The following is a 26,282-nucleotide window of genomic DNA, read 5'->3' as shown; positions in this document are numbered from 1 at the left end:
TTCGTATTAAGGAGGGGTGTCGATTTATGAAAACCGTCCATGAGCAGCACAAGTATGATGCACAGAAGACATCCGGGGTACAGATGGAATATCTGGACCGGGGGTTGGTTGCAGCAGCGACAACAGAAGGAATCTTCCTCAGCTGGAGATTGCTCGGGAATGAAGTGACCGGTCATAGCGGTAACGGAATGATCGGCGCCAATTTCAACCTGTATCGTAGTGGCGACTTTATAGCGGCTGTCCACGACAGCACCAACTATTTGGACCCCAGCGGAACGCTGACATCGGTTTATTACGTTTGTGCCGTTGTGAACGGACAGGAAGTCGACCGTTGTGCCGACGTCACTCCCTGGACGGGTCCATACTATGAATTACCTTTGCGAAAACCGGCAGACGGTGTCACGCCGACTGGTCAAATCTATACATACGCGGCAAATGACATGAGCGTCGGTGATGTAGATGGCGACGGAGAGTATGAGTATTTTGTAAAATGGGATCCGTCCAATGCAAAGGATGTATCGCATTCCGGCTACACCGGTCCGGTATATATCGACTGCTATAAGCTGGACGGAACTCTCCTCTACCGGATTGAGCTTGGAGTGAACATTCGGGCGGGTGCTCATTATACACAATTTCTGGTCTATGATTTTGACGGAGACGGGAAAGCCGAGCTGATGTTCAAGACAGCACCCGGTACAAAGATCATACGGTACGATCAGGAAGGGCTCATCTCCTCCGAAACCTATATAACCATGCCTCCGGAGGATGTGGCTGCAGGGTATAGTCATCAGGACGACTATCGAATGTCCAGCGCGGACTACTATATGCATATTGTCCGTATGTTTATGAGCTGGCACTTGCATGAAGAGGTAGTGACCGGCCGTTGGCCCTCTACACTGGAAGAATGCTTCGGAATCGATCGTCGCTACAATTATCCTTTGCTAAAGGAGGATGCGGAGCGGCTGGCCGATTATTTTCTTGACGTCTATGCTCCCGGCCGGAGCGGGCGCAACAACTTGCGGTCATTCGAGGGCTTCATTCTTGAAGGGCCGGAATATTTAACCGTGTTCCATGGACAAACAGGCGAAGAATTGGAGACGATCCCCTATAAGCCGGGGCGGCATGATGACGGTCTGATGTGGGGGGATTATGCTTGGAATCGCATCGAGCCTGGAAACCGCGTGGATCGATTCCTAGCAGGAGTTGCCTATCTGGACGGGAAAAAACCGTTTGCGGTTTTTGCTCGCGGTTATTATACCCGGGCTGCCGTCGCAGCTTATTCCTGGGACGGAACGCGCCTTAAGGAGCACTGGTTCGTCGACAGCGGCTGGGTTTCGATGAATAATCCTTTTCATGATACGCTCCGTCTGGAGGACGGCCGGAACGAGAACTTTGGCAGCCTCGCTAAACAAGGGGCGCATTCCTTAAGCATTGCAGATGTGGACGGAGACGGCTGCCATGAAATTATTTACGGGGCGGCGACCATCGACCATGACGGATCCATTTTATACAGCTCCCGGGGTGTAATGCCACCGGAAAGCAAGGCACCTGGAAAAATTGCCAAGCTGGGTCACGGCGATGCCCTTCATGTAGCGAACATTGATCCAGACCGGCAGGGATTGGAGATTTTCATGGTGCATGAAAGCGGTGACTCGGGACCTTACGGATTCACTCTGCGCGATGCGGCTACTGGCGAGGTATTGCACGGCGGCTTCGCCGTCAATGACGTGGGGCGCGGGATGATCGGACAGGTGGATCCGAGCCAAAAGGGGCTGCAAATATGGTGCAGCGAGGGTTATGAAAGCGATGAAGCATTCGGCTTGATGACATGTAGAGGAGACCGAATGGAAAAACAGATTCCGGGCACGAACATGAGCATCAAGTGGTCGGCCAACATGACAACACAGGTGATCAACGGAAGTTTCGACGAGCCTGTTACAATCGACGATTGGAAACAAGGCAGGCTGCTTACAGCAGAAGGTGCAGTTACCAATAACGGAACGAAGGGAAATCCTTGCCTTGTCGCTGACGTTTTCGGAGATTGGAGAGAAGAGCTGCTAGTACGAACAAAGGATAGCTCGGCGATTCGGATTTACCTGAGCACCGAGGTAACCGACCGAAAATTGTATACGTTAATGCATGATGCCCAGTACAGAACCGGTGTCGCATGGCAGAATGTGGTCTATAACCAGCCCTGCTACACAAGCTTTTATATTGCTTCCGATATCGATTGGGCGAAGGTCCCTACCCCAAATCTATATTTACCCCGTGTTTGTATACGTGATCGCAACTGATGTTCCCGCGGGTGGCCCCATGTTTGTTGACTTGTTTGTTGGGGCAAATGATCTGTTTAGTACAGGCCGCTTCTAAGTGAAACCAGGTTATCCGTCAGTTGCGCTCGCTCATTGCCGAAGGGAATTTGCAGTATGCCTGCTGTGGAGTATATACGCTAAGGAGGAAACAGGATGGCGAAAATTTTGATGTGCTTTCCGGAAGGGCGGCACAAAGCGTTAACGATGAGTTACGACGACGGCCGATTCGCCGATCGGCGGCTGGTAGATACGTTTAACCGATATGGCCTTAAAGGAACGTTTCATATCAATTCCGGACTCCTCGGAACGCATGACAAGGTGGGTGCAGATGAGGTCAAAACGCTCTATAAAAATCACGAGGTGTCGGCACATACGCTGACTCATCCTACGATCGCTCGCTGCCCGAACGAGCAAATCGTGCACGAAATCATGGAAGATCGGCGAAATCTAGAACGTATCGTGGGTTATACGGTGCGTGGGATGTCGTATCCGAACGGCTCTTACAACCGCAGAATCAAAGAGATGCTGCCAGGTCTCGGCATGGAGTATGCCAGAGTCGTCGACAGCACTGGACATTTCGGAATGCCGGACGACTTTCTGGAATGGAAGCCGACATGCCACCATAATCGTGACCTGATGAAGCATGCGGAAACTTTCGTCAGCTTGCACAAAAAGCAATATCTGTATTTGATGCACGTATGGGGCCACAGCTACGAGTTCGATAATGATAACAATTGGGATCTTATGGAAAAGTTCTGTGCCTATATTGGGGGCCATCCGGACATTTGGTATTGTACGAACATTGAGCTTGTCGATTACGCCAAGGCATTCGAAAGGCTGAAGTTTGCAGCTGACTTGGATTTTGTTTACAACCCTTCAGCGTTAAACGTCTGGTTGAACGTGGACGGAGAGATTGTCGAAGTGAAAGGCGGCGAGTTAATCAAGTTTTAATAAGAAGAGAGGAATGGAGGGAAGTTGGATGAACCAAGGGATGACCAAAGAACCTATACTCATCGGCAAGCTGGATATACGGGCGGCAGGTCCCCGCTGTAAAATGCTGCTCGGCGACTTAAACGGAGACGGCCGGATGGAGATGCTGCTCGTGCAGCCCGACAACCGCCAAGACGTGCGTTATATTCCCCATCAGGTACAGTGCCTCACTGCGTTCGATCTAGAAGGGAATCTGCTCTGGCAAACGGGGAAGCCGGATCCGGGAGCAGGCAGCCAAGGATCGGACTATCCGGCACAAATTGTCGATATCGACGGAGACGGCCGGTTGGAGGTGCTGTGCGTTATGGATGGACGGCTCATCGTCATCAACGGGCAAGACGGAAGCGTTAGGTCGTCCCATGAGCTTCCGGACCCTGAGGCGCATGACTGCATTATCATTGCGAATTTGACGGGTAACCCGAGTGGGCGAGATTTCATTCTTAAGGATCGTTATCATCGCATGTGGGCTATGGACCGGAACTTCAATTTGCTCTGGACGCACGAGGGCAACCCTGGCCACTTCCCTTGGGCATATGATTTGGATGGTGATGGCTACGACGAAGTAATGGCGGGCTATACGCTGCTGGACCATGACGGCACGCCGTTATGGAGCTGCCGTGAATTGGATGATCACGCCGATTGCATTTGGATCGGTGATGTGAACGGCGACGGAGAGCCTGAGCTTGTGATCGGAGGGAGCGTAACGGTCATGTATGACCGTTACGGCAAGGAATTATGGCGCTACGAAGGTTCAATCGAGTCACAGCATATAGCGCTCGGGCGCTTCCGAAGCGACTTGCCGGGAATGCAAATTGCCGGGCTGGATCGACTCGTGAGAGAGAACGACGGTAAGGGCTTAATTGGGAAGGACGCCTTGTTCCTGCTTGACAGCAGCGGACAAGAGGTATGGAAAGAAAAACGGAAGACACCCGGCTGGCTCACGATTATCGAGCCTTTGAGCGGGTGGGCTGAAGGCGCCCCAGACTATATATTGGCATACCGTCGCGGTGGGGGCGTCTTTCCAACTTTGTATGACGGTCATATGAACGCGGTCGTGGAGTTTCCTTCCGAGGGCTATGCCGTCCATGCTGACCTATGGGGCAGCCATACGGAGCAAGTCATTATATACAGCAGCGAAACCGCGTCCATATATTCGAGCATGCCTGCGGATCTGAGCAAGATCCCTTCGGGTATTCCGCTGTCGCAGCCGAAACGCTTGTCCAACTCGACATTGTATCCGGGCGGGGAGGTTCCCTGTTCTAATTTGCAGGTTATTACCTAACAAGAAAGAATGGGTTTCGTGAATTGTTGACGAAAAGACTTAATCCAAATAAAAGGCAACCGGCTGATTAAGCTGGCTGCCTTTTCTTGTCTAGGAGATGATGCGAATGCACTCATTTTTTAGACCTGTACCGTAGGATATCTCGTTGATATCCACATCGGCCGATTGATCGATTGCGAAAGTAATCGCACGTGCAACGGCCCCGCGGTAATCCACCGGATGATGCAGTTCAAGAAAGAACCGGCATAGACCAAGGGTATGAGACCCTGTTCGAATTGAAGTGCCCCCATAGAATACATTGGGATAAACCTTCGGTTTAACTATTGAAATTCTAAGGGGTGCATTTTTGTATGACCTTTAAAGGCCATGACAAGATCCGAGAATATATTATGTCAAATAGTAGCATATTATAAATTGACCGCTATCTAAAAGGGGAAAGTAATGTGATTCAGAAGTTTAAAAATTGGCTGTTTAATTACCCGCCACAATCTAAAAATGGAGGGAACCACGAGCAAGTCAATGAAAAGAAGTCAACCATGTTACCTAAGGCACTGAGTTGTACACTTAAGAACAATGTTACCATGCTAAAGCAGTCAATGGATCATAGCACAGATTTCGCACTTCGTTGTTGGGGAAATGAAGAGGGCAATCCAGTACTGGCAGTAAGTTTCATTGAAGGCCTGGTCGATCAGCAAATTCTAACAGCACTGCTGGAGGATCTCACTGCAGGAATCCGAAATGGATCTGTATCTGAACAAAATGTCGAAACTTGGTTGATGGATCATATCCCAATCGGAAGTTTAACCTGTATCGAAAACGAGAAAGACCTTATCCACTCTGTTCTAAATGGACAAGTTGCTCTTCTTGTCGAAGGGAGCTCAAAGGCCTTTGCTGCTTCAATCAGCGGTGGACCTAAAAGAGCAGTCGAAGAGCCGTCATCACAGACGGTGATTCGGGGCCCTAAAGAGGGGTTTACTGAGGATATATCCACTAACATCGCACTCCTCCGGAGAAAGATTAAATCAACTGAACTCCATATTGATTCTCGAAATATAGGTACATACACTCAGACGAAGGTAGCGGTGGCGTATATACGGGGTATTGCAGACCCGGAGGTGGTCATGGAAATATCGAGACGATTAGACTCCATCGATACCGATAGTATTCTCGAAAGTGGATATATTGAGGAGTTTATTCAAGACGGTGTATGGACGCCATTTCCAACCATGTACAACACCGAGCGTCCGGATGCTGTTGCAGGCAGCTTACTTGAAGGGCTGGTGGCGATATTAGTTGACGGTACCCCATTTGTGCTGACTGCTCCCGTAACTTTTTTTCGGTTTATGGCATCCAGTGAGGATTACTACCAGCGTTATGATCTGGCATCTTTCCTTCGGATCATTCGGATGGCATCCTTTTGTCTGGCATTGCTATTGCCCTCGTTCTATATTGCGACAACTACGTTTCACCAGGAAATGTTGCCTACAACTATGCTAATTACTCTGGCGGCACAGAGAGAGAACACTCCACTGCCTGCACTGCTTGAAGCGATGGTTATGGAATTGACATTCGAAGTAATACGTGAAGCGGGAACTCGGATGCCAAGGGCCATTGGGCCGGCCATCTCTATCGTTGGTGCGTTGGTTCTTGGACAAGCTGCAGTTCAGGCTGGATTGGTTTCTGCAGCTATGGTCATTGTTGTCTCCTTTACGGCCATCAGCAACTTTGTGCTCCCAGCTATCAATATGTCGGGTTCGGTTCGGTTACTCCGGTTTGTACTTATGCTGCTGGCAGGTTCGTTCGGTTTATATGGTGTATTGGCAGGCTTGGTTCCCATCCTTGTTCGATTAGTATCTTTGAATTCGTTTGGTGTTCCTTATATGCTGCCGATCGCACCTTTCAATAAAAGCAACCTGAAAGATCTGTTTGTACGTGTACCTTGGTGGAAAATGAAGAACCGACCCGTGATGTTAGGAGATTCAAATCTAAAGAGGCAGAGTTCGGAACAGGAGTCGTTTGCAGAACAAGCAGGGGAGCACGAGAAAGATCCAATGGCATAAGGAGGCAAAATGTGGCTCGATTAGGTAGATACATGATGATCATGGCCTTATTATTTAGTATGACGGGGTGTTGGAACCGAGTCGAACTGAATGAGCTGTGGGTAACTGCTGCTACAGGTGTAGATATGATGGACGACGGTCAGTGGTTGGTTTCCTATCAGGTTATTCTTCCCTCCGCCATTACAAGCGGAACAGGAGGATCGGGAGGGGCTTCACAACCGGCGTTCCATGTATACTCTGTAAAAGCCAAAACCTATAATGAGGCGTTATCATATAGTAATTTGGAAACATCCAGACGAATTTACGTAGCACATAACCGTGTTATTTATATTGGAAAAAAAGCGGCTGAGTTTGGAATGGACCGTGTAATCGATTTTTATTTGCGCAATACGGAATCCAGAGAAATGGTGTCTATGGTCCTCACGGATGGACTAGCATCCAGTCTAATAAAGAAATTATCGGTCCCTGAAAAAATTCAAGGTGCCGCTATGTCCGATTTGATCGACAACGAAAGCGACTATTTATCGTTGTTTCCTAAAGTTAGAGTTTATGATTTCGCATTGAGCATGAACTCGGACTCCAAATCCATCGGGGTACCGGTTGCTGAACTGATCGGAGAGAGAAGTCATAAGAATGAGAAGGAGGCAGAAAGTCTGGACGTTTTCAAAAAGACATCGCCCCCGATGAAGCTTGCATTAACTAAATTGGGGGTGTTCCAAAACGGAAAACTTAAAGGGTTTCTAAACAAGGAAGAAAGTCTTGGTGTATCTTATTTGTCTCAAAAGGTTAAGCGTGCCGAGATTTCATTCCCATGCAGACAGCAACCCGGCAAGAAAGAGTATACTTCCTTAAGGATAGACTCCGCGGATGTGAAGCTTACTCCTAGAAAAACGAGTTCTCATTACACCATGCAGGTAAGGGTTAACATTAAGGGAGGATTAATTGATACCACCTGTACTAAGGACGTTTCCAAAACGAAGACCATACATGAAATGGAAGAAGAGATAGCAAAAGAAGTCACCAAAACAATTGATGACGGTTGGGCTAAACTTCAGGAACTTGGTGTGGATGCAACTGGATTTGCTGACCGGATTCACCGAAAGTTCCCGAGGCAATGGAAGACTGTGAAAAGAAATTGGAATCAGGAATTCAAGAAGATGGAACTGGATATTCGAGTGAAGGCAAAAATTTTGCGGCCGGGACTCTTGCAAAAACATATCGGAAGTGAAACCTAACTCATTTGTAATGAAGGGAACTAATAAGTATGAGGATAACCGTTACCCGGGTATCGGGGTTAGCGATCGCCTTCTCCCTGTTTCAAGTTGGCAGTACAACGTTATTCCTATTGGGAGCTTCAGCCAAACAGGATGCTTGGCTGGCCATGTCGATAGGTGCTCTAGCGGGCTTCGTACTCCTTATAATGTACCTATCCATACACAAACTTGATCCGGAGCGAAATTTGTACGAGCTCCTATGCCATTATTGGGGAAAATGGATTGGCAGTCTTGGCGGACTTCTGTTCGTCGGTTACTTTACTTACGAAGCTTCCAGGACTGTCAGGGACATTGGTGAGCTCGGAACATTAACACTGCTGAACAGGACACCTACTGCAGTTATTACGTTGATTGCACTAGTTGTCTGTGCCGATGTGGTACGATTTGGACCAAGAGTTTGGTTCCTTCTATGTCATCTATTTCTGATTTTGATGGTGTTTGGCTATGGATCAATACTTGTGCTTACTCCTTTTACGGGACTCATTCACTTTGAATTTTTATTTCCTGTATTAGAGAATGGCATAACTCCCATAATAAAAGCTGCTATTCCCGAGATTATGTCCTTTCCTTTCGGCCAGACGGTTCTCTTTCTTGTGTTGTTTAAGATTGTCACGGATAAACGTAAATTAAAACGGTCGATCATCATTGTTTATTGGGTCACTGCGCTGTTCCTTGTTGTGATAAATGAAGTAACAATTCTAGTTCTAGGCCCAGAATTGGCCGCATCAAGCACCTATCCTTTATTTGAGGTTACTCAACTAATTGAGCTCGCGAATATAGTTGAGAGGGCTGATGTTCTGTTTACGTTGGTTATATTTATTGGAATCGGAATCAAAACGGCGGGTTTTATGTTTGGTGCGGTCATCGGGTTGCAGACAATTTTCTCCTTTAAATATAAAGCTGCGTTGCTGTTACTGAGCATCATTATATATGCTCTTACGTTTCTCACTCCAAGGTTAACCGAATTTTTATGGTTCGGTCTAAATGTAGCCTTGGTATATGTCTGGCCCATCTTCCAGATTGCTCTTCCTGGCCTTCTTTTCCTGACCATGCTAATTCGGAAGAAAAACAGGAGGGCGTATAGTTAGATATCACTTCTGTTTTAAGATGAAAGCTAATGTTTCGAGACTGGAATCTCGAATGGTTTCTCGCTCAGATATGTAAAAAACAATCTATCCATTTAGGATCAAACTCTAAAAAACCTGCCTAACCGGCTGGTTTTTCTTTCGTTATTCGTAAAAGCCGCAATAAGTTTGCATGTTGTAGTGCACCTTGTAAGCAAACATGTGAAGCGATTAATATATCACTGATATGTATTACTTGATTCTGGAACGCAGAATTGCGATTTAACATAGAATTTACGAGAATTTTACATATATATCATTGAATATGTCAGTGACATAACTTAACGTCAAATTAGATCCCTTGCGGATACGAGTCGACTCAATGATTTGAGGGATAATTTGATGAAAGATGTACGTTTGATTAAACAGAATCAATTATATCACCGGGTGGCTGATCAGGTAATCGAGATCATTAAGAGCCGCAGGCTGCGGCCTCATGATCCGGTTCCATCCGAAGGAGAGCTTGCCAAGCTGTTCGGCGTGAGCCGAATGACAAGCAAGCTGGCGCTTCAAAAGCTGGCCGAGCAGGGTTTGGTGTATCGCCTGCCCCGGAGAGGGACATTCCTTGCCCAGCCACAAGACGGATTGATGGCCGATGCAGGGATTTCTACCCAGGGCACCGAGGCGGCGCCGGACGTGGAGAGGCCGTTCGGACAGATCGCGCTCATCTTGCCCCATCTGTCCGATTACACTTCCAGAATTATTGCCGCCGCCGAGGCTGAAGTCCGAAAGCACGGGTGCGACCTCATCCTAAAAATGACGAAGGACTGCGACGATGAGGATCTTTGTCTGGAGAGGTTGGCCGAAGGAGGAATTACCGGTATCATTCTGTTTCCCCAAGGGCGGAAGACCTGCAGCGATCAGGTATTGCGATTAAAGCTTCGCAAACTGCCGCTGGTGATCATCGATCGTATTTTTCATGAAGTGGAGATCGATTGCGTGTATCACGATCACTATATGGGCTCTTATCAAATGACCAAGTATTTGATCGAGAAGGGGCACCGGGAAGTCGGATACACTTCGAACGCGATTGATCATATCACAAGCAGGAAGGAGCGGTACCAAGGCTATATCCAAGCGCTGCTCGACCATAAAATTCCGGTCAAGTATCAGAACATTCATTTTCGAAGCGTTGCTTGTGATACCAGCCGCATTAATGAGCTCGATCCGGAGCAGGAGCGGTTTATTCAGGACAACCCCCGGATGACGGCCATCATGTGCGGGGATGACCATGTCGCCATCTCGACCATTCATACCGCATTGCAAATGGGTATTCCGGTTCCTGATAAGCTGTCCATCGTCGGGTTCTCCGATATCCTGTTAGCGGCATATATTCCAACCCCGCTTACGACGGTTCGACAAGATACCGAGAAGCTAGCTCGATCGGCCGTTGATTTGCTGATGAAACGCGTGGGCAACTCCAACGAGAATCCAATTACCATTAAAATTCAAACATCGATTGTAGAACGACAATCCGTTCTGTCCAGGACCTAGAATGGATCACTACAGTTTGCATGGCAAGGAGAAATGACTTTGAAAATTCACTTTCTAGGAACCGCAGCCGCAGAGGGATTCCCCAATGCATTTTGCCGCTGCGAGCATTGCAACAAGGCGCGGGAGCTTGGAGGGAAAAATATCCGCACACGAACTTCCGCCATCATGGACGATGTCATCAAGTTTGACTATTCTCCGGATTCCTATATGCAGGCATTGCGGGACCATATTGATCTGGGGGCAATCGAGCACCTGCTCGTCACGCATTCGCATTCGGACCATTTCAATGCGGCAGATCTGGAATGCCGCAGGGAAGGGATTGCGCATGGCCTCCAGCATCCGATGCACATTTATGGGAATGGTACCGTGATGCACCACACGCGGGCCGCCATCGGCCGCTTTGAAGGACAAAGATATCAATTTCATCTGTTGCGCCCGTACGAGACCTTCGCTATGGGGGATGTAACGGTAACGCCATTGCTGGCGGATCATGACCCCATGGAAACCTGTCTGTTATACGTGATTGAAAAGGATGGAAAAAGACTGCTGTACGGGCATGATTCGGGCTGGTTTCCGGATGCGACATGGGCATGGTTAAAGGACAAAAATCTGGATTGTGCCATCCTCGACTGCACGCATGGATATACGGGGAACGCCCGCGACCGCAATCATATGTGCGTGGAAACGGTGCTGGAAGCCCAGCGCGAGTTCCGTAAAGAAAACATATTGAAGCCTGAAGGCCAAATCGTTGTTACACATTTTAGCCATAATTCGAAGCTGCTTCATGAGGATTTTGTCCGCATCTTCAGTCCCGTCGGAATTTTGCCGGCATATGACGGGTTGATCATCAACATTTAAACCAAACAAAATGAAACGATCAAAGGAGTGTTAAGAGAATCATGAGAAAACTTTCAATGGCGTTACTTCTCATTATGTGTGTGATTGTATCGGCTTGCGGAGGCGGCAGCAATGCCGGCAATGCAAACGGCGGCAATTCGGAGTCCGGAGCGTCGGCCGGAACACCGGCTTCATCGGAATCTTCGTCTACGGAACCAGATCAGAATGAGAAGCTGATCGTGTACACGAATGCGAACTCTGACGGCCGCGGCGAATGGCTGATCGAGAAAGCGAAAGGTGCGGGCTTTGACATCGAAATTGTCGGAGCGGGCGGCGCCGACTTGACGAACCGCTTGATTGCCGAGAAGAACAACCCGATCGCGGACGTTGTATACGGATTGAATAATATGCTTTATGAGAATTTGAAAAAGGAAGACGCTCTGGCTAAGTTTGTTCCAAGCTGGGCCAGCGATGTTGAGCAGGGCTTAAACGATCCGGAAGGCTATTATCATGGTCTTGTGAAGCAAGCGATTCTGCTTGGTTATAACCCGAACGAATTCACGGCCGAAACCGCGCCAAAGGACTGGACGGATCTTTATAAGAACGATGCGTACAAAGGGAAGTACGAAGCTCCTACGCTGCTTGGACAAAATACGCCTCGCCTTATTGTAGCGGGGATTCTGACCCGTTTCCAAGATCCGAATGGTGATCTCGGCGTATCCGAGGAAGGCTGGAACGAAATTCAGCAATTGTATGACAACGGCGTCGGCGCAGTCGAGGGCGAAGACTTTTATGCCAATTTGGCCAGCGGTAAAACGCCGCTAGGAGCGCTCGTCTCCGGAACCCTGCAGCAGAAGGAAGAGCAATATAACGTGAAAGCAGGCATTGTCAGTCCGGAAATCGGCGTGCCTATGGTCGTGGAACATGCGGCAATCGTGAACGGAACGAAGAAGCAGGCAACGGCGGAGCGGTTCGTGGAATGGCTCGGATCCAGCGAAGTTCAAGGGGAATTTGCGGCTGAGTTCAATGCCATGCCGGCAAATACGAAAGCGGTCGAGCAAGCCAATGAGTCCGTCAAGGAGCTGTTTACTTCGTTAAAACCACAAGATTTCGATTGGGCTTTTATTGCCGAAAACATGGATCTGTGGGCGGAGAAAATCGAGTTGGAGATTATGCATTAAGTAACGGAATGGAGTCAAGCCGGCTGCATGTTGGGGATGCCAATATGCAGCCGTTCATTCAAGTACAACAAAAAGGAAGAGAATAATATGATTACATTCCAGAACGTTGACATTAAATTCGGAGAATTTCATGCGGTCAAAAACCTTAATTTGCATATTCAGGAGGGGGAATTCTTCACGTTCCTCGGTCCCTCAGGCTGCGGGAAGACGACGACCCTTCGCAGTCTGGTCGGGTTTATTATGCCTACAAGCGGACAGATCCTGCTGAAAGACGTCGACATTACCCGGTTACCGATCGAAAAAAGAGAGATCGGGATGGTATTTCAAAGCTATGCGCTGTTTCCAACGATGAATGTGTACGAGAATATCGCTTTCGGCTTGCGAGTCAAGAAGTTACCCAAGGCGGATTTGGATCAGAAGGTGCGGGACATTGCCCGGAAGGTTGATTTGAAAGATGATCAGCTGTTCAAGAAGGTATCGGAACTATCCGGCGGTCAGCAGCAGCGTGTTGCGATAGCCAGGGCGCTGGTTTTGCAGCCGAGCATCTTGGTGCTGGACGAACCTTTATCCAACTTGGACGCCAAGCTGCGGGTGCAGCTGCGCAATGAGCTGAAACAATTGCAGAAGAAATTCGGGATCACAACGATATATGTCACGCACGACCAGGAAGAAGCGTTAACGCTGTCCGACCGGATCGGAGTATTCAATCATGGGGTCCTGGAGCAAGTGGGCACGCCCATGGAAGTTTACAATCAATCCCAAACGGAGTTTGTGTGCAATTTCATCGGGGATATTAATCGGATCGATCCGCGGATGGTAGAGAACAGCCGGTTGAATGATGTTGTCCGGCCAGGGAATATCGCCTATATCCGCAATGAGAAGGTAAGTCTGCAGCCCCTGCAGGGTATCGATACGGTCCAATTGAAAGGCAGGATCGCGGACCGGGAATTTTACGGTTTATACAGCAAGTACGTATTGGAGATTGCCGGCGGCGGACGGTTAAAGACCATCGAAATAGAAAGCCGGCTCGTCCATCATGAGGTCGGCGACGATGTAGACATCTACCTCCCGATCCGCGATATTTTGCAATATCCGATGAGGGAGGGGGAAGCATGAATGCCCGGAACCTGAGCACCCGGCTGGCTTCCATAAACCCTGTATCGATCCTCTTATACGGGTTGATTGTCTGGTTTGTCATTGCCTTTCTGATTTATCCGAACTTGAATATTTACGGCGAAATTTTCATGAAGGACAGCAAATTTACGCTGGAAGCGGCAGAGAAGCTGCTGTCGTCCGAACGCGCGATGCGAAGTTTATATAACAGCTTTATTCTCGCTTTTTCCCTTGTTATTACGGTAAATGTGGTGGGGATTACGCTGGTGTTGATTTCGGAATACTTCGATATCAAAGGCGCGAAGATTCTGCGATTGGGTTATTTTACGACCCTGATTTACAGCGGCGTCGTGCTGGTGTCCGGCTATAAATTCGTTTATGGCGAAGCGGGGTTTATGACCAAGCTCCTGGTGCAATTGTTCCCTTCGTTTAATACGACATGGTTTCACGGCTACTGGGCGGTTCTATTCGTCATGACGTTCGCCTGCACGTCCAACCACTTCCTGTTTCTGAGCAATGCGATTCGCAAAATCGACTTTCAAACGGTGGAAGCAGCGAGAAATATGGGGGCGTCTACTGGGTATATCCTATGGCGGGTCGTGCTCCCGGTCCTGAAGCCCACGATCTATGCGCTGACGATTCTGACTTTTCTCACCGGCCTGGCTGCCACGTCCGCTCCGCTTATCCTCGGGGGCAAGGAATTCCAGACGATTACGCCGATGATTCTGACGTTCTCGAGAAGCATGACGTCAAGAGATTTGGCTGCGCTGCTGGCCCTAATTCTCGGAGTGGCCACGCTGGTGTTGTTGACCGTAATGATCCGATTCGAACGTAAAGGCAACTTCATGTCGGTCTCCAAAGTCAAATCGGAGCTGGTCAAGCAAAAAATCCGCAGCAAATCCGGGAACTTAGCCGCTCATATTCTGGCTTACGGCCTGTTTGTTCTCTACATCGTTCCGGTTTTGCTGATCATCATCTTTTCGTTCACCGATGCGGCCAGTATCTCTACCGCCACGTTAAGTTTGAACAGCTTCACGTTGGATAATTACATTCAAGTGTTTTCATCCATGTCGGCATTCAAGCCTTACCTAGTAAGTATTCTATATGCCGCAGCTGCCTCGGTCATTGTGGTCGCATTGGCGCTGGTTGCGTCAAGGATATTGCATAAATACAAGAACAAGTGGGCGCTTGCCCTGGAATACGCATTGCTGATTCCGTGGATTCTGCCGTCAACGCTGATTGCGATCGGACTGATCGTAACCTTTAACACGCCGAAGCTGATGATCGGGAATACGGTGCTGGTTGGCACGGTCTGGATGCTTCTGATTGCGTATGTCATCATCCATATTCCTTTTACCCTGCGAATGGTCAAGGCCTCCTTCTTCAGCTTGGACAGCAATTTGGAAGACGCTGCAAGGAATTTGGGTGCCAAACCGTTTTATACGTTCAGAAAAGTATTGCTGCCGATCATTCTGCCATCGACGCTAGCTGTTCTTGCCTTGAATTTCAACGGAATTTTGGCCGATTATGACGTAACCGTGTTCCTCTATCATCCTTTGTATCAGCCGTTAGGAATCGTCATCAAGAACAGCACGGATGCTCAGGCGCTAGCGGATACCAAAGCGTTGACCTTGGTTTATTCGGTGATATTGATGATCATGTCATCCGTTACTTTATATTTCGTATATGGAAGAAACAGCAGATCTTGAGTTGCCGGGTTAACGTGCCACATAGGGACTTGCCCGGCTTGCATTACCACAAATAAACAAGGATCGAGTTGAATGACTTGGGAGCAGATGATGCCGCGGCAGCTGCTCCCTTTTCCATTTGAGCTAAGAGGGTAATAAATGAATATATCTATAGTTGGTCTATCATCGATGTCTTCTTTTCAAATATGATGTTTGTGTATTATCTCTATGAATACATGACTAGGAGTGTGAGAAATGAATATTAAATCACTGCGATCAGATCATATTTATCAAAAAGTTGCTCTAGCTTCGCCCGAGGAAAAGCTTGAATTATTCAGAAACGAATTGATGGCTCCCTTTATGAAACAATGGGAAATTCAACAGATCCCTTTTAAAGCTGAAGAGGCGAATGGTTTTGACGTTATTACGTTTAATAGCATGATGCATCGATCCCCAGAACAGATTACACCTCAGATTTCGGCAGAGATCGAGCTGATTTCGTCCGAATCATTTTGGTCAGAGTGTGAGCATGCTGTGAAGAAAAGCCTGCATCTATTCGCAGAGCATGAAATAAACCTCCCTGTAACCGATTATTTGTTTACGATCCAACTAGGGAATCCGGAAAGCCGCGCTTTAGTAATAAACGAAGGATATAGCGGCTTTGGAGGCATTCCCGGGTTTATCTGGGGTACACTCTTGCCAAATGAGTACACGATTCCTCGAATGAAGGCTTCGCTGGCGCACGAATGCAACCATAATGTGCGTTATCAATTTATTCAGTGGGATCACACCGTTAATTTGGGCGAGCTCATTGTAAGTGAAGGATTAGCTGAAAACTATGCGACGTTCATGTTTGGAGAAGAATTGCTCGGTCCTTGGGTAACGAAAACTAACGCAGAAACGCTTAACACGCGCATAAAGCCTGTGCTTAGAGAGAAATTGCAAATAACGGGGTTTGACCAATTTGCTCCTTATCTTTACGGTGACGAGATCGCAAAACTTCAAAACTTTACACCGGTCAACATGCCTTATAGTGCCGGATACGCTTGCGGATACCATTTAATCCAATATTATTTACGAAAAACCGGAAAAACGATTTTCGAGGCCACCATAACGCCTGCTGCTCAAATCCTAGACGAAGTAAAAGAATTTTGGGATGAAGAAACCATAATTAGCTAGAATTAGAAGTTCAAAATTATAGCATTTAGCTGTCCGTATCAGGATGCTAGAATGTTTGTTTATAATTATCGTTTCCTTTTACACTTACTGGATAACAACCTAAACTTGAAGTACAGCCACTATAATGAGCGATACGATCAGCATATGCCATGATTAGAAATTCCTATCGTGATCAAGAGAAGTATGTACAAGGAGGTGATTTGATGGTTGATGTTTTTGCTGTAGCCGATATCATTGTCAAACATATTAAGACCCATTACCCGCAGGATGTTGCGATTGTCGGATATTACGGGTCCTATTTGCAGGGGAGGGCGACGGAGCGATCGGACTTAGACTTTTTCTTCATTCCGGCCACACCTAGAGGGAAACAAGTGGAATTACAGTTTATAATCGACGGTATTAGTTTTGATTTTTGGCCTATCGGATGGGATCGTGCTGAAAGAATGTCAACATCCGAAGATTGGAGTACGACCATTATTGCGGATTGTGAACTAATGTATGTGCGGTCCGAAGAAGACCTGGCAAAATTCATGAAACTCCGAGAGACCATCTCTTCCATGGGGGCGCCGTCCAACACGTTAACTTTGATCAATAGAGCCGAGGTTGTCATGAGGGATTGTTTTACTGGCTTGATGAAGTTCCGTCTTGCCGGAGAGTCCATGGATTTACCCTTTTGTCGGATACTGGCGCAAGAAATGGCCGCTAATATTTTTAGATCTCTTGCGTTGTTAAACCAAACGTACTATACACGCATGTATGGACATTACCGCGAGCAAGTCAGAAATCTCCCGATTAAGCCGGACCAACTGGATTTCTACCTTGATACAATGATGTTTAGCCATTCACAAGATGAAATCAAGTCTGCTTGTGAGAAACTGGCTTTAGACACGCTTCATCTAATTTCAGAACGTAGAAACAGGCTCAAAGGCTTACGTTCATACCCAAATTGGATGAAGGGGTACTATGAAGAAGAAAAAGGAATGCTTAACAAGCTCCTAACCGCTTGTGAAAAAGGCCACTATGAAACTGCTTTTTTTGTTGCTACAGGCGTACAAGATGGTTTGGCGCGTATTTTGTATGCAGCCGAAAAAGGCCGCTGGCCTGGCATTTTCGATTTGGGGGAGTATCGGGAATATTATCATCGCTTCAGCTATCCGGATCTCACTGCGCTTCTGGATCCCGAGGATTTCGAACCATTGCGAATAGCTGTCCTGCAGCTGATCGAACAATTAGAGAATCACCTTAGATCAGAAGGTGTATCTATGAACCAGTTCGACTCTGTTGAGGATTTCGAAACATTTTATGTAAGCAGACTTTGATTATTTGTAGATAATAAGGGCAAGGTTATGGGTGTTTTGAGTTGAGAAAACGGAGAGTGAGAAGACGTGACAGTACAATTTCGGCGATATAGGGATGAGAGCGATTACATGACGCTTCGTAAGTTGATCACCCAAAAGTTTGCCGACCCGAACCGCCGGTTTTACCCGAGTCTTGGAGATTTTGACTACAACCGCGCCTTTGGTGGTGATAAGTTCCTTCAAAGCCTGACAATCTGCGAAATTGAAGACGGAATGATCATCGGCGCGATCTGGCCGGGACATTATCGAATTATTTATATCTTTACCGGGCCCGAATACTTTTACCTGGAAGATGAAATAATCGCCTGGGTGGAAAGACACTACTGTGGTCGTTCGCTTGAAGATCGGAGTGGACTGGAAGTTTATATTTGGAGTTATATCGAAGATCATCCCCGAGTCGAGACGCTAAAGGCAAGGGGATATGAGCAGCATACATGGTACATGTATTCCGGGGTCATGGATTTGGAAACTGCGAATCAGGAGCCTCATTTTCCCGAGGGGTTCAAGGTTCGTCCAATTGAGACGGATACTATGGAGCAAAAGGTTATGATCATGAACGGTTCAGCTGGGTTGACTGCGCCGGATATGGATATATACCGCCGTTTGATGTCCTGTCCAACGTACAATCAGGATTTGGACTTGGTTATAATTGACGAAGCGAATACAGTTGTCGGCTTTGCAAATATCTGGCACGACAACGAAAACAACATCGCGATTATAGAGCCGTTTGGAACAGCTTCTACCCATCGAAGAAGGGGATTGGCGACAAACCTCTTATTCGAGTGTATGCGCCGCTTGAAAGAAATCGGCGTCAGCATGCTCTACATTAATCATGGAGGAATGTGGACCCTGGATCCTGAACCGGATGACGCAATGCGCGTCTACAAGAGAGTCGGCTTCCAAGAACTAGGGAAAATGTTTGTATGGTGTAAGTCATTCTCATGAAGCGCTTGATTTAATGGACGGACAGTTGATCAGATTTCGACTGTCCGTTTATTTTGTGCGTCCAGGGCATAGGCGATCATCTCCAAGCTCAGGATGACAAGAACATATAGACCTTGACAGCAGTATAGCATGCAGCTTTTTTGTTCTAGTATAATGGAAGAGCCTGGAGAACGCATCCGACGCGTTCTCCAGGCTCTTCACAAACAATGAAAGGATATGGAATAAAACGAGTGCTTCTTTCGTAATGTATATATTGAATATATTGATTGAAATGTGGTGATTTGGATGAGCTCAATGGAAAGAATACCGTTGTATCAGAGGGTTCAAGAGTATATACGCGAAATGATATCGTCGCAAGTATTGAAGGCTGGAGACCGTATACCGACCGAAAAGGAACTCATGGAGCGTTTCGGAGTAAGCAAAATAACCGTCGTTAATGCCCTGTCCGGCTTGGTTAACGAAAGAATCATAACCAGGGTGCCCGGAAAGGGAACCTTTGTAAGTGAAACTGAATCTGAAATTCCGACAACATCTCCAAAAAGTGCCGTAAAGCCTATTCCTAAAACTAGCGGAGAAAGGGGGACGCGGTTGATTGGCCTCATTATGCCCAGCATTTATGACTATTTTACCATTAGACTTATACAAGGCATTCAGCAAGCGCTGAATGAGAGCGACTACCGCTGCGTTATCTATTTATCAGAGGGCGATATTGATAAGGAAAAAGAGGCGATCAAGACATGTTGTAAAATCGGAGTCGAAGGGTTACTGATTTTCCCGGTTGATGAGGAATTATTCAACGAGGAAATTTTAAGCATGAAATTTGCGGGGTTTCCGTTCGTTCTCATCGACCGTTACCTTCCCGGGGTGGAAACGCATTATATAGCTTCAGACGGCAGGCTTGGCGTTAACATGGCGGTCAATTACCTGTGGGAGCTGGGGCATCGTGAAATCGCCATATGCTCCGATTCGCCCATACAAACCGTTACCGTCCAAGAGCGGATCGATGGATATATGAATGCCTTCAAGGAAAAGGGAGCACTCATTAACCCCGCCCACATCGTAACCGGTTTTGAACTCGGAAATCTGGAGCAAGCAGAAACCCATCCATTGTACCGCTATATCAAAAATCGAATGGCAACCGCCTATATTACGCTAAACGGAAGTCTTGGGGTGAAAATCTATCAAATTGCGCGCCAAGTTGGATTGAAAGTGCCTGAGGACATATCCATCATCAGTTTTGACGACCCGACTTCAATCATCGAAGGATACAGCACGTTCACTCATGTTAAACAATTTGAACGAGACATGGGCTACCGCGCGGCTTACACGCTGCTTGAAGTCATTAACAGTGATGACGGGCACGACGGAAAATACTTTAAAACCCTCGTTGAGCCGGAATTGGTGATTGGCGAAACGACGGGAAAACACGTTCTCTTCACTTCATGATATCCACACCCGCTTATCCTATATATGTAACCTATCTACGAGTCCGATACGCTTTCCATTCGAACCCTGACAATGGAAGTGCTAGCCTGCCCGGACTCTTCTGCTAGGTCAACCACAACTTTCTCTCATAAAATCCTCCCACGATAAGTCCCCCAATCCAGTCACTTAAGAAATCAGCATACGCCCTTCAAACCATTGTTTAAACATATATTGAATATAATATATGTCTTACCAAGGAATGCAAACGCCCTAAAAGAAGAGCGTGAGAAGGGTGGGTCTTACCCCGTTTATGTATAACCTAAGAACAGGAGTCTCCTCTTGGCCAACAGCAGCTTCCTATATCATGTAACCCCCGCTTCATTATTTTAAAGAAACCATCAGTACTTTTATTGATCTGAAGATTACTTTTATCCAAATGAAGAAATTATGGAATGATTCCTACAGTATATTGAATATATTTAAACTATCGTAATGAAACCGCTTGCAGCAAGGAGGGGGAGGCAGTCGATAAAATATCGTCGAAAATCGAAAACCATGGGCATTGGCTCTGTACTTAGGCTATCGGTCATGGATTCGTAAAAATCCGATCCGACGAAGATGGAGGAGGTGTTCGGAGAATGGTACCAAAAGGTGTTGTTATTCCTGGATTTGAGCAGTTGAAAAAGAATAAGAAATTAACGAAGATATGGCAATTTAGGCATATATATTTATTTTTGCTTCCTGCGATCATCTGGTTTCTGGTGTTTGCTTACTATCCGATGTACGGCATATTAATCGCATTCAAAGATTTCAAGTTCAATCTGGGGATCTTGGGGAGTCCGTGGGCAGGTTTTAAATATTTTGAACAGTTTTTAAACGATTCCAGCTTTTACGATGTGCTGCGAAACACGTTATCCATCAGCGCTCTTAAGCTTATTTTTGGATTTCCGGCGCCATTGATCCTGGCTCTAATGCTCAATGCCGTCATGCACAAGAGAATCAAAAGAGTATTTCAGACGATTTCTTATCTGCCGCACTTCGTGTCGTGGGTCGTTGTCGTGACTTTGCTTCAAAAAATCCTGTCACCGAACGTGGGGCTTATCAATGACATTCGGTACCAAATGGGTTTGGATCCAATCTTTTTTATGGGAAAGCCGGAATTATTCTATCCATTGGTCATCATTTCCGACATCTGGAAAGGTGTAGGCTGGGGTTCGATCATTTATTTAGCCGCGTTAACGAATATCGATCCGCACTTGTATGAAGCAGCCGAAATTGACGGGGCTGGAAGGTGGAGCAAACTGTTTAAGATCACGCTTCCATGCCTTACTCCAACGATCGGCATCTTGCTTATCTTCTCCCTCAGCGGAATACTGAACGCGGGCTTTGACCAAATTTGGCTGATGCAGTCCCCAGCAACATTAAGCGTCTCGGAGATCTTGGACACCTATGTCTTAAAAACAGGCCTCCAGCAGGGGCAATTAGCTTATTCCACGGCCATTGGATTATTCAAGTCTGCGATTTCGCTGCTGCTCATTGTTGCTGTCAATAATATATCCAGGCGTGTGAGTAATGTATCGTTATGGTAATCAGCTGGCACTCAAGATAAGGAGGTGTGTGTATGGATGCGAGAAGGCTGACGCCAGCAGATAAAATATATATGACGCTTAACTATTCGGTGTTGCTTTTATTCTGCGCTACGGCACTTTATCCATTTATTTATTTTCTAGCCCTTTCTTTCAATGACGGCTACGATGCGATGAAGGGCGGAATCTATTTTTTTCCTAGAGTGTTTACACTAGAAAACTATGCAAAAGCTTTTAGCAACACATTGATCTTAAATTCGTTTTATATTTCCATTACCCGAACCCTTGTCGTAACGGTTGCCTCCGTATTTTTGACGGCCTTATTAGCCTACGCGCTTTCACGAAAAGGGCTGCCCGGAAGAAAATATATCGTATTCTTCTTTTTCTTCACCACCTTGTTCAGCGGAGGACTTATCCCGACGTTTATCCTGTTCCGGCAAATCCACATCCTGGATACGTTTTGGGTGCTGGTGCTGCCGTCCCTATACAATTTCTTCAATGCGATTATTATGAAAACCTTCTTCGACGGGATTCCGGAAGGTCTCTCGGAATCGGCCCGAATCGACGGAGCCAGCGAGTTGTCCGTATTTGCAAGAATCATCCTGCCTCTATCGATGCCGGTGCTTGCTACCATTGCCTTGTTTGTCGGGGTGGGCGTCTGGAATGACTGGTTTACCGGTCAGTTTTTCATACAGAATGAGAACCTGCAGCCTGCAGCCACGTTCCTGAACAAGATGATCAGCGAAGCGTCTTTCCAGTCGATGACGTCATCGTCGGGTAACAGCGGATCCGCGATTCAGAATATGACCGAAACGCAGATGGAGCTGCGAGGCGTAACGCCGGAAGCCTTGAGGATGACGTTCGTCATCATTATTACGACCCCGATCATCTGTGTGTATCCATTTCTTCAGAAGTATTTTGTAAAAGGCGTATTGGTAGGTTCTCTTAAGGAGTAGTTGGTATAAAAGGCTAAGCCTCTTATATAAAACTTCCAATGGAAGGGGATTGTAGGATGAGGAAGAACAAGCGCAGGAGTGTTCTTGGCATGATATTAATCGCTTTGCTGCTTTTCGTAACCATGACGGCATGCACGGGAACGGGCGGAAAAGAGGAAGCGGGGACAAATGAACCGGGTCCGACAGAGTCAGGGACTGAAGAAATAAAGCCGGTCACCTTGACTTTCCTCAGTGCTTGGAACGGTGGCGGAGCCGGTTTCCCGCAGGACCAGGAGAATAATCCCGTAGCCGGGCAGATCAGGGAGAAAACCGGGGTCACGTTAAAATTGGAATCCATTACAACGAGCGAAGTAGAAAAACTAAACACCATCTTTGCTTCCGGTACGGTTCCGGATATCGTTAATGCACCTTTCTGGTCTACGACAGGAGGAGAAGGACAAGTCATCAAGAAGGCGGCCACGGAAGGACAACTTCTGGATTTAACCCCTTATCTCGATAAATACCCGAATATTAAAAGACTTGTGACGACCGGGATTGCGAAGGATTTTGCCGAGTTCGATCTCAATAGTCCCGAATTTGAGGGCAAGACTTATCTCATTCCTACGGAGACCCCGGACGGAACCCCTGAGAGCATTCATAATTGGAACTACGGCCTGTTTGCCAGGGGAGATATCCTGAAAGCTTTAAATGTAAAAGCGGAGGATATTGATACGCAAGAAGAACTATATGATCTATTGGTCAAGATAAGAGACGGCGGTTTCAAGGATATTGGCGGGAAGCCGGTCATCCCGGCCGGTACCATGTGGAATGGATGGGATTACGGCCAATTCCTTGCCGGGTGGACGGATTACACGATTTCGGACTTCCGTGAAGTGGATGGAAAACTGATCCACTGGACGCAATCGAAGGATCATGAAGCCAGGTTGTTATACATGAGGAAGTTATTAACGGAAGGTTTGTTTGATCTTGAAGCCTTTAACAATACAAGTACAACAGCGAATGAAAAGCTGACGACGGGCAAGCTTGCCGTATTCGGAGCCCAGCCGATGTTAGTTGATTTACAAAAAACGCTGTATAAGACGAATCCGGAAATGCAATATGAACTGCTCGGGCCGATGAAGAATAAGAGCGGAAACATTCGAACGCAAGTGGAAAAGCCGGGCCGTTCCGGTTTCCCTGTCCTTTTCTTAAGCGCGGACATCAAAGATCCCGATGCGGCTTTGCGGTACATTGATTATGTCAACAGCGAAGAAGGCCGATTGCTGGCTTATTTCGGGATTGAAGGTACGCACTACAACATGGAAAACGGGATCCCCCAATGGATTTCTGATGTGAAAAAACAATTTGATGACAACCCGGATCTGAAAAGAGACGCAGGACTCAATTATCTTCCGGGAAGGTTCATCGGCGCCTTCTCCTCTGAAGTCACTTGGCCTACGCCTGAAGATCAAAAAACGGAGTGGCAAAAGCTGGAGGAGAGTTTCTCGGCAAGAATGCCGATCAAAATCATAGACAAAGTAAGTGCCAGCTACCTTGCCAGAGAGTGGCCTGAATATCAGGAATATATCGATAAAACCAGCAGTTTGAATTTCGATGAGGAATTTAAGAAAGCATTTTTCGCGGCGTCCGATGAAGAGGCTCTAAATATGCTTCATAGTGTTCAGGAAAAATTCAGAGCAGCCGGCGTGGAGGAAATGGCGGAGTTCGTGGCTCAAAAAGCTGCAGAACGGGATGATGTAGGGTTCTAATGGAGGAAGATTGAGGGATGGTGTGGATGGTGCCGCTCCATCTCCAATCACTTTCTTAACCTTGTTTATAACGCCTCCTCCCTTTGAAGATAAATAAAATTTGGTAAAAATATCAACGTTGGAGGGAAAACGCATGTTGAACGTTGCGATGCTAAGTAAGTGGCATGTGCATGCAGAGGATTACGCAAGAAAGCTGCAATCTCACGGTAACGTGAAGCTCACGGCCGTATGGGACGAACAGCCAGAACGCGGAAGGGAATGGGCTGCCCGCTTGGGAGCGGATTTTGAAGCGGATTTGGATACGCTGCTTCATAGGGAAGACATCGATGGCGTTGTGGTGGATGCCCCTACAAGCATGCATGCCGACGTTATGGTCGCTGCCGCGGAGGCAGGCAAACATATTTTTACCGAGAAAGCGATGGCTCTGACCGTAGAGGAATGCGATCGGATCTCTGCGGCGGTACGTAAAGCAGGTGTCAAGTTCTGCATTTCTTTTCCCGCCCTTACAAGATCGCACCAATTGTTTGCGAAGCAGCTGGTCGATGACCATATATTAGGGGACATTACGCTGCTGCGCATTCGTAACGGCCACGACGGTGCTCTGAATAATTGGCTCCCCGATTACTGGTATGATGAGAAGCAAACCGGGGGTGGGGCCATGATGGATTTGGGCTGTCATCCGATGTATATCGCCAGTTGGCTGCTCGGTAAACCCAAAAAAATCACATCCATGTTCCATTACTTCACCCATCGGGCAGTAGAGGATAACGCGCAGTGCTCCATTGAGTTCGTCAACAATGCGGTCGCATTGGTCGAAACGAGCCTTGTGACGTACAGAACCCCTTCTGCCCTTGAGATTTACGGTACGGAGGGCACTTTGATGATCTCGGATGATTCCGTTCGAGTCATCTCGAAGAAGCTCGGGTTACCTTTTTCCGGATGGATCTCACCTGCTCAACTTCCGAAAGAACAGCCGCTTCCGATCATGCAATGGGCAGATGCATTGCTTGATGACAAGCCGATGCCTTTTGGACTGGAGGACGGGACGAAATTGACGGAGCTGCTGGAAGCGGCCTACATCGCACATAAGGAAAACCGAACGGTAGAGTTCAAATAACGCGGGGGAGGGGATTCCATGAGAACCGTAAAAGTCGGGATTATCGGCTGCGGAATGATTGCGGGCGGGAAGCATATGCCGTGTTTGTCCAAGTTAGATAACGTACAGATGGTGGCCTTCTGCGACTTGAAGCCGGAACGAGCCGAGGAAGCCGCCCAAAAGTACGGCACGCCAGACGCAAAGGTATTTACAAATTATAAAGATTTGCTTGCCATGGAAGAGATTGAGGTCGTCCATGTGTTAACACCGAACAGCTCGCATGCTGCGATTTCGATTGATGCGCTTGAAAGCGGCAAACATGTTATGTGCGAAAAACCGATGGCCGTCACAGGTGCGGAGGCCAAAGCGATGTACAAAGCCCACTTGCGAACAGGCAAGAAGCTCACCGTCGGGTACCAGAATCGTTCCAACGCCAAGAGCCAGCTGTTAAAGAAGATGATCGCCGATGGGGAACTCGGTGATATCTATTTTGCTAAAGCGGTCGCTACCCGAAGACGAGGCGTGCCGACATGGGGCGTGTTTCTCGATAAAGAGAAACAGGGGGGCGGTCCGATGATCGATATTGGAACCCACTCCCTGGATCTGATCCTATGGTTGATGGATAACTATGAAC

General features: G+C 47.3%; 20 protein-coding genes. All 20 read left to right on the top strand.

Translation table 11 applies throughout. The features are described 5' to 3' along the window. The first annotated feature begins 26 nt into the window (after nucleotides 1-26). Entirely contained in the window at nucleotides 27-2,294 is a 2,268-nt protein-coding gene (locus DP091_RS16745; protein WP_113059373.1) for a rhamnogalacturonan lyase, read from the top strand. Nucleotides 2,295-2,465: 171 nt separating this feature from the next. Next, a complete protein-coding gene (locus DP091_RS16740) occupies nucleotides 2,466-3,263 on the top strand; it encodes a polysaccharide deacetylase family protein (protein WP_113059372.1) in 798 nt (265 codons plus the stop codon). Nucleotides 3,264-3,291: 28 nt separating this feature from the next. Then, a complete protein-coding gene (locus DP091_RS16735) occupies nucleotides 3,292-4,584 on the top strand; it encodes an FG-GAP-like repeat-containing protein (RefSeq protein ID WP_181469835.1) in 1,293 nt (430 codons plus the stop codon). Between the two features lie 536 nt (nucleotides 4,585-5,120). Continuing rightward, the gene (locus tag DP091_RS16730) at nucleotides 5,121-6,644 is read left to right on the top strand and encodes a spore germination protein (RefSeq protein WP_373456930.1); all 1,524 of its coding nucleotides are present in this window, start codon (nucleotides 5,121-5,123) and stop codon (nucleotides 6,642-6,644) included. 11 nt (nucleotides 6,645-6,655) lie between these two features. Continuing rightward, nucleotides 6,656-7,879, top strand: coding sequence for a Ger(x)C family spore germination protein (locus tag DP091_RS16725; RefSeq protein WP_113059369.1), 1,224 nt, complete (start codon nucleotides 6,656-6,658; stop codon nucleotides 7,877-7,879). Between the two features lie 29 nt (nucleotides 7,880-7,908). Then, the gene (locus tag DP091_RS16720; RefSeq protein WP_113059368.1) at nucleotides 7,909-9,006 is read left to right on the top strand and encodes a GerAB/ArcD/ProY family transporter; all 1,098 of its coding nucleotides are present in this window, start codon (nucleotides 7,909-7,911) and stop codon (nucleotides 9,004-9,006) included. 378 nt (nucleotides 9,007-9,384) lie between these two features. Further along, nucleotides 9,385-10,536: a GntR family transcriptional regulator gene (locus DP091_RS16715; protein WP_113059367.1), complete on the top strand. Its 1,152-nt coding sequence runs from the start codon at nucleotides 9,385-9,387 to the stop codon at nucleotides 10,534-10,536. Between the two features lie 39 nt (nucleotides 10,537-10,575). After that, nucleotides 10,576-11,394 (top strand): MBL fold metallo-hydrolase, encoded by an 819-nt coding sequence (locus DP091_RS16710; protein WP_113059366.1) that lies wholly within the window; start codon nucleotides 10,576-10,578, stop codon nucleotides 11,392-11,394. Between the two features lie 41 nt (nucleotides 11,395-11,435). Continuing rightward, nucleotides 11,436-12,554, top strand: coding sequence for an extracellular solute-binding protein (locus tag DP091_RS16705; protein ID WP_113059365.1), 1,119 nt, complete (start codon nucleotides 11,436-11,438; stop codon nucleotides 12,552-12,554). An 87-nt stretch (nucleotides 12,555-12,641) separates the two neighbouring features. Then, nucleotides 12,642-13,670, top strand: a complete 1,029-nt coding sequence (locus DP091_RS16700; protein ID WP_113059364.1) for an ABC transporter ATP-binding protein — start codon at nucleotides 12,642-12,644, stop codon at nucleotides 13,668-13,670. Next, nucleotides 13,667-15,376, top strand: coding sequence for an ABC transporter permease (locus tag DP091_RS16695; protein WP_113059363.1), 1,710 nt, complete (start codon nucleotides 13,667-13,669; stop codon nucleotides 15,374-15,376). Before DP091_RS16700 ends, DP091_RS16695 begins: the two co-directional genes overlap by 4 nt. Before the next feature lie 234 nt (nucleotides 15,377-15,610). Then, entirely contained in the window at nucleotides 15,611-16,534 is a 924-nt protein-coding gene (locus DP091_RS16690; protein ID WP_113059362.1) for a DUF2268 domain-containing putative Zn-dependent protease, read from the top strand. 203 nt (nucleotides 16,535-16,737) lie between these two features. Further along, entirely contained in the window at nucleotides 16,738-17,853 is a 1,116-nt protein-coding gene (locus DP091_RS16685; RefSeq protein ID WP_113059361.1) for a nucleotidyltransferase domain-containing protein, read from the top strand. Between the two features lie 66 nt (nucleotides 17,854-17,919). Further along, nucleotides 17,920-18,837 carry a GNAT family N-acetyltransferase gene (locus DP091_RS16680; protein ID WP_113059360.1) on the top strand — a complete coding sequence of 306 codons (918 nt, stop codon included), beginning with the start codon at nucleotides 17,920-17,922 and terminating at the stop codon, nucleotides 18,835-18,837. Nucleotides 18,838-19,122: 285 nt separating this feature from the next. After that, complete coding sequence (locus DP091_RS16675; RefSeq protein ID WP_113059359.1) at nucleotides 19,123-20,283, top strand: GntR family transcriptional regulator; 1,161 nt, start codon at nucleotides 19,123-19,125, stop codon at nucleotides 20,281-20,283. A gap of 617 nt (nucleotides 20,284-20,900) precedes the next feature. Beyond that, entirely contained in the window at nucleotides 20,901-21,851 is a 951-nt protein-coding gene (locus DP091_RS16670; protein WP_113059358.1) for an ABC transporter permease, read from the top strand. A gap of 32 nt (nucleotides 21,852-21,883) precedes the next feature. Further along, nucleotides 21,884-22,804 (top strand): carbohydrate ABC transporter permease, encoded by a 921-nt coding sequence (locus DP091_RS16665; protein ID WP_113059357.1) that lies wholly within the window; start codon nucleotides 21,884-21,886, stop codon nucleotides 22,802-22,804. A 56-nt stretch (nucleotides 22,805-22,860) separates the two neighbouring features. Continuing rightward, nucleotides 22,861-24,552: an extracellular solute-binding protein gene (locus DP091_RS16660; protein ID WP_258394588.1), complete on the top strand. Its 1,692-nt coding sequence runs from the start codon at nucleotides 22,861-22,863 to the stop codon at nucleotides 24,550-24,552. A gap of 133 nt (nucleotides 24,553-24,685) precedes the next feature. After that, nucleotides 24,686-25,669: a Gfo/Idh/MocA family protein gene (locus DP091_RS16655; protein WP_113059355.1), complete on the top strand. Its 984-nt coding sequence runs from the start codon at nucleotides 24,686-24,688 to the stop codon at nucleotides 25,667-25,669. A gap of 18 nt (nucleotides 25,670-25,687) precedes the next feature. Further along, the coding region (locus DP091_RS16650) for a Gfo/Idh/MocA family protein (protein WP_146747008.1) at nucleotides 25,688-26,282 on the top strand (595 nt) is incomplete at its 3' end.

Origin of the sequence: Paenibacillus sp. MDMC362 (assembly GCF_003269305.1) — a bacterium.
Lineage (GTDB): Bacteria > Bacillota > Bacilli > Paenibacillales > Paenibacillaceae > Paenibacillus_AQ.
Note: the sequence above shows the minus strand (reverse complement) of the source record. Positions and strands in the feature narration are given on the sequence as shown.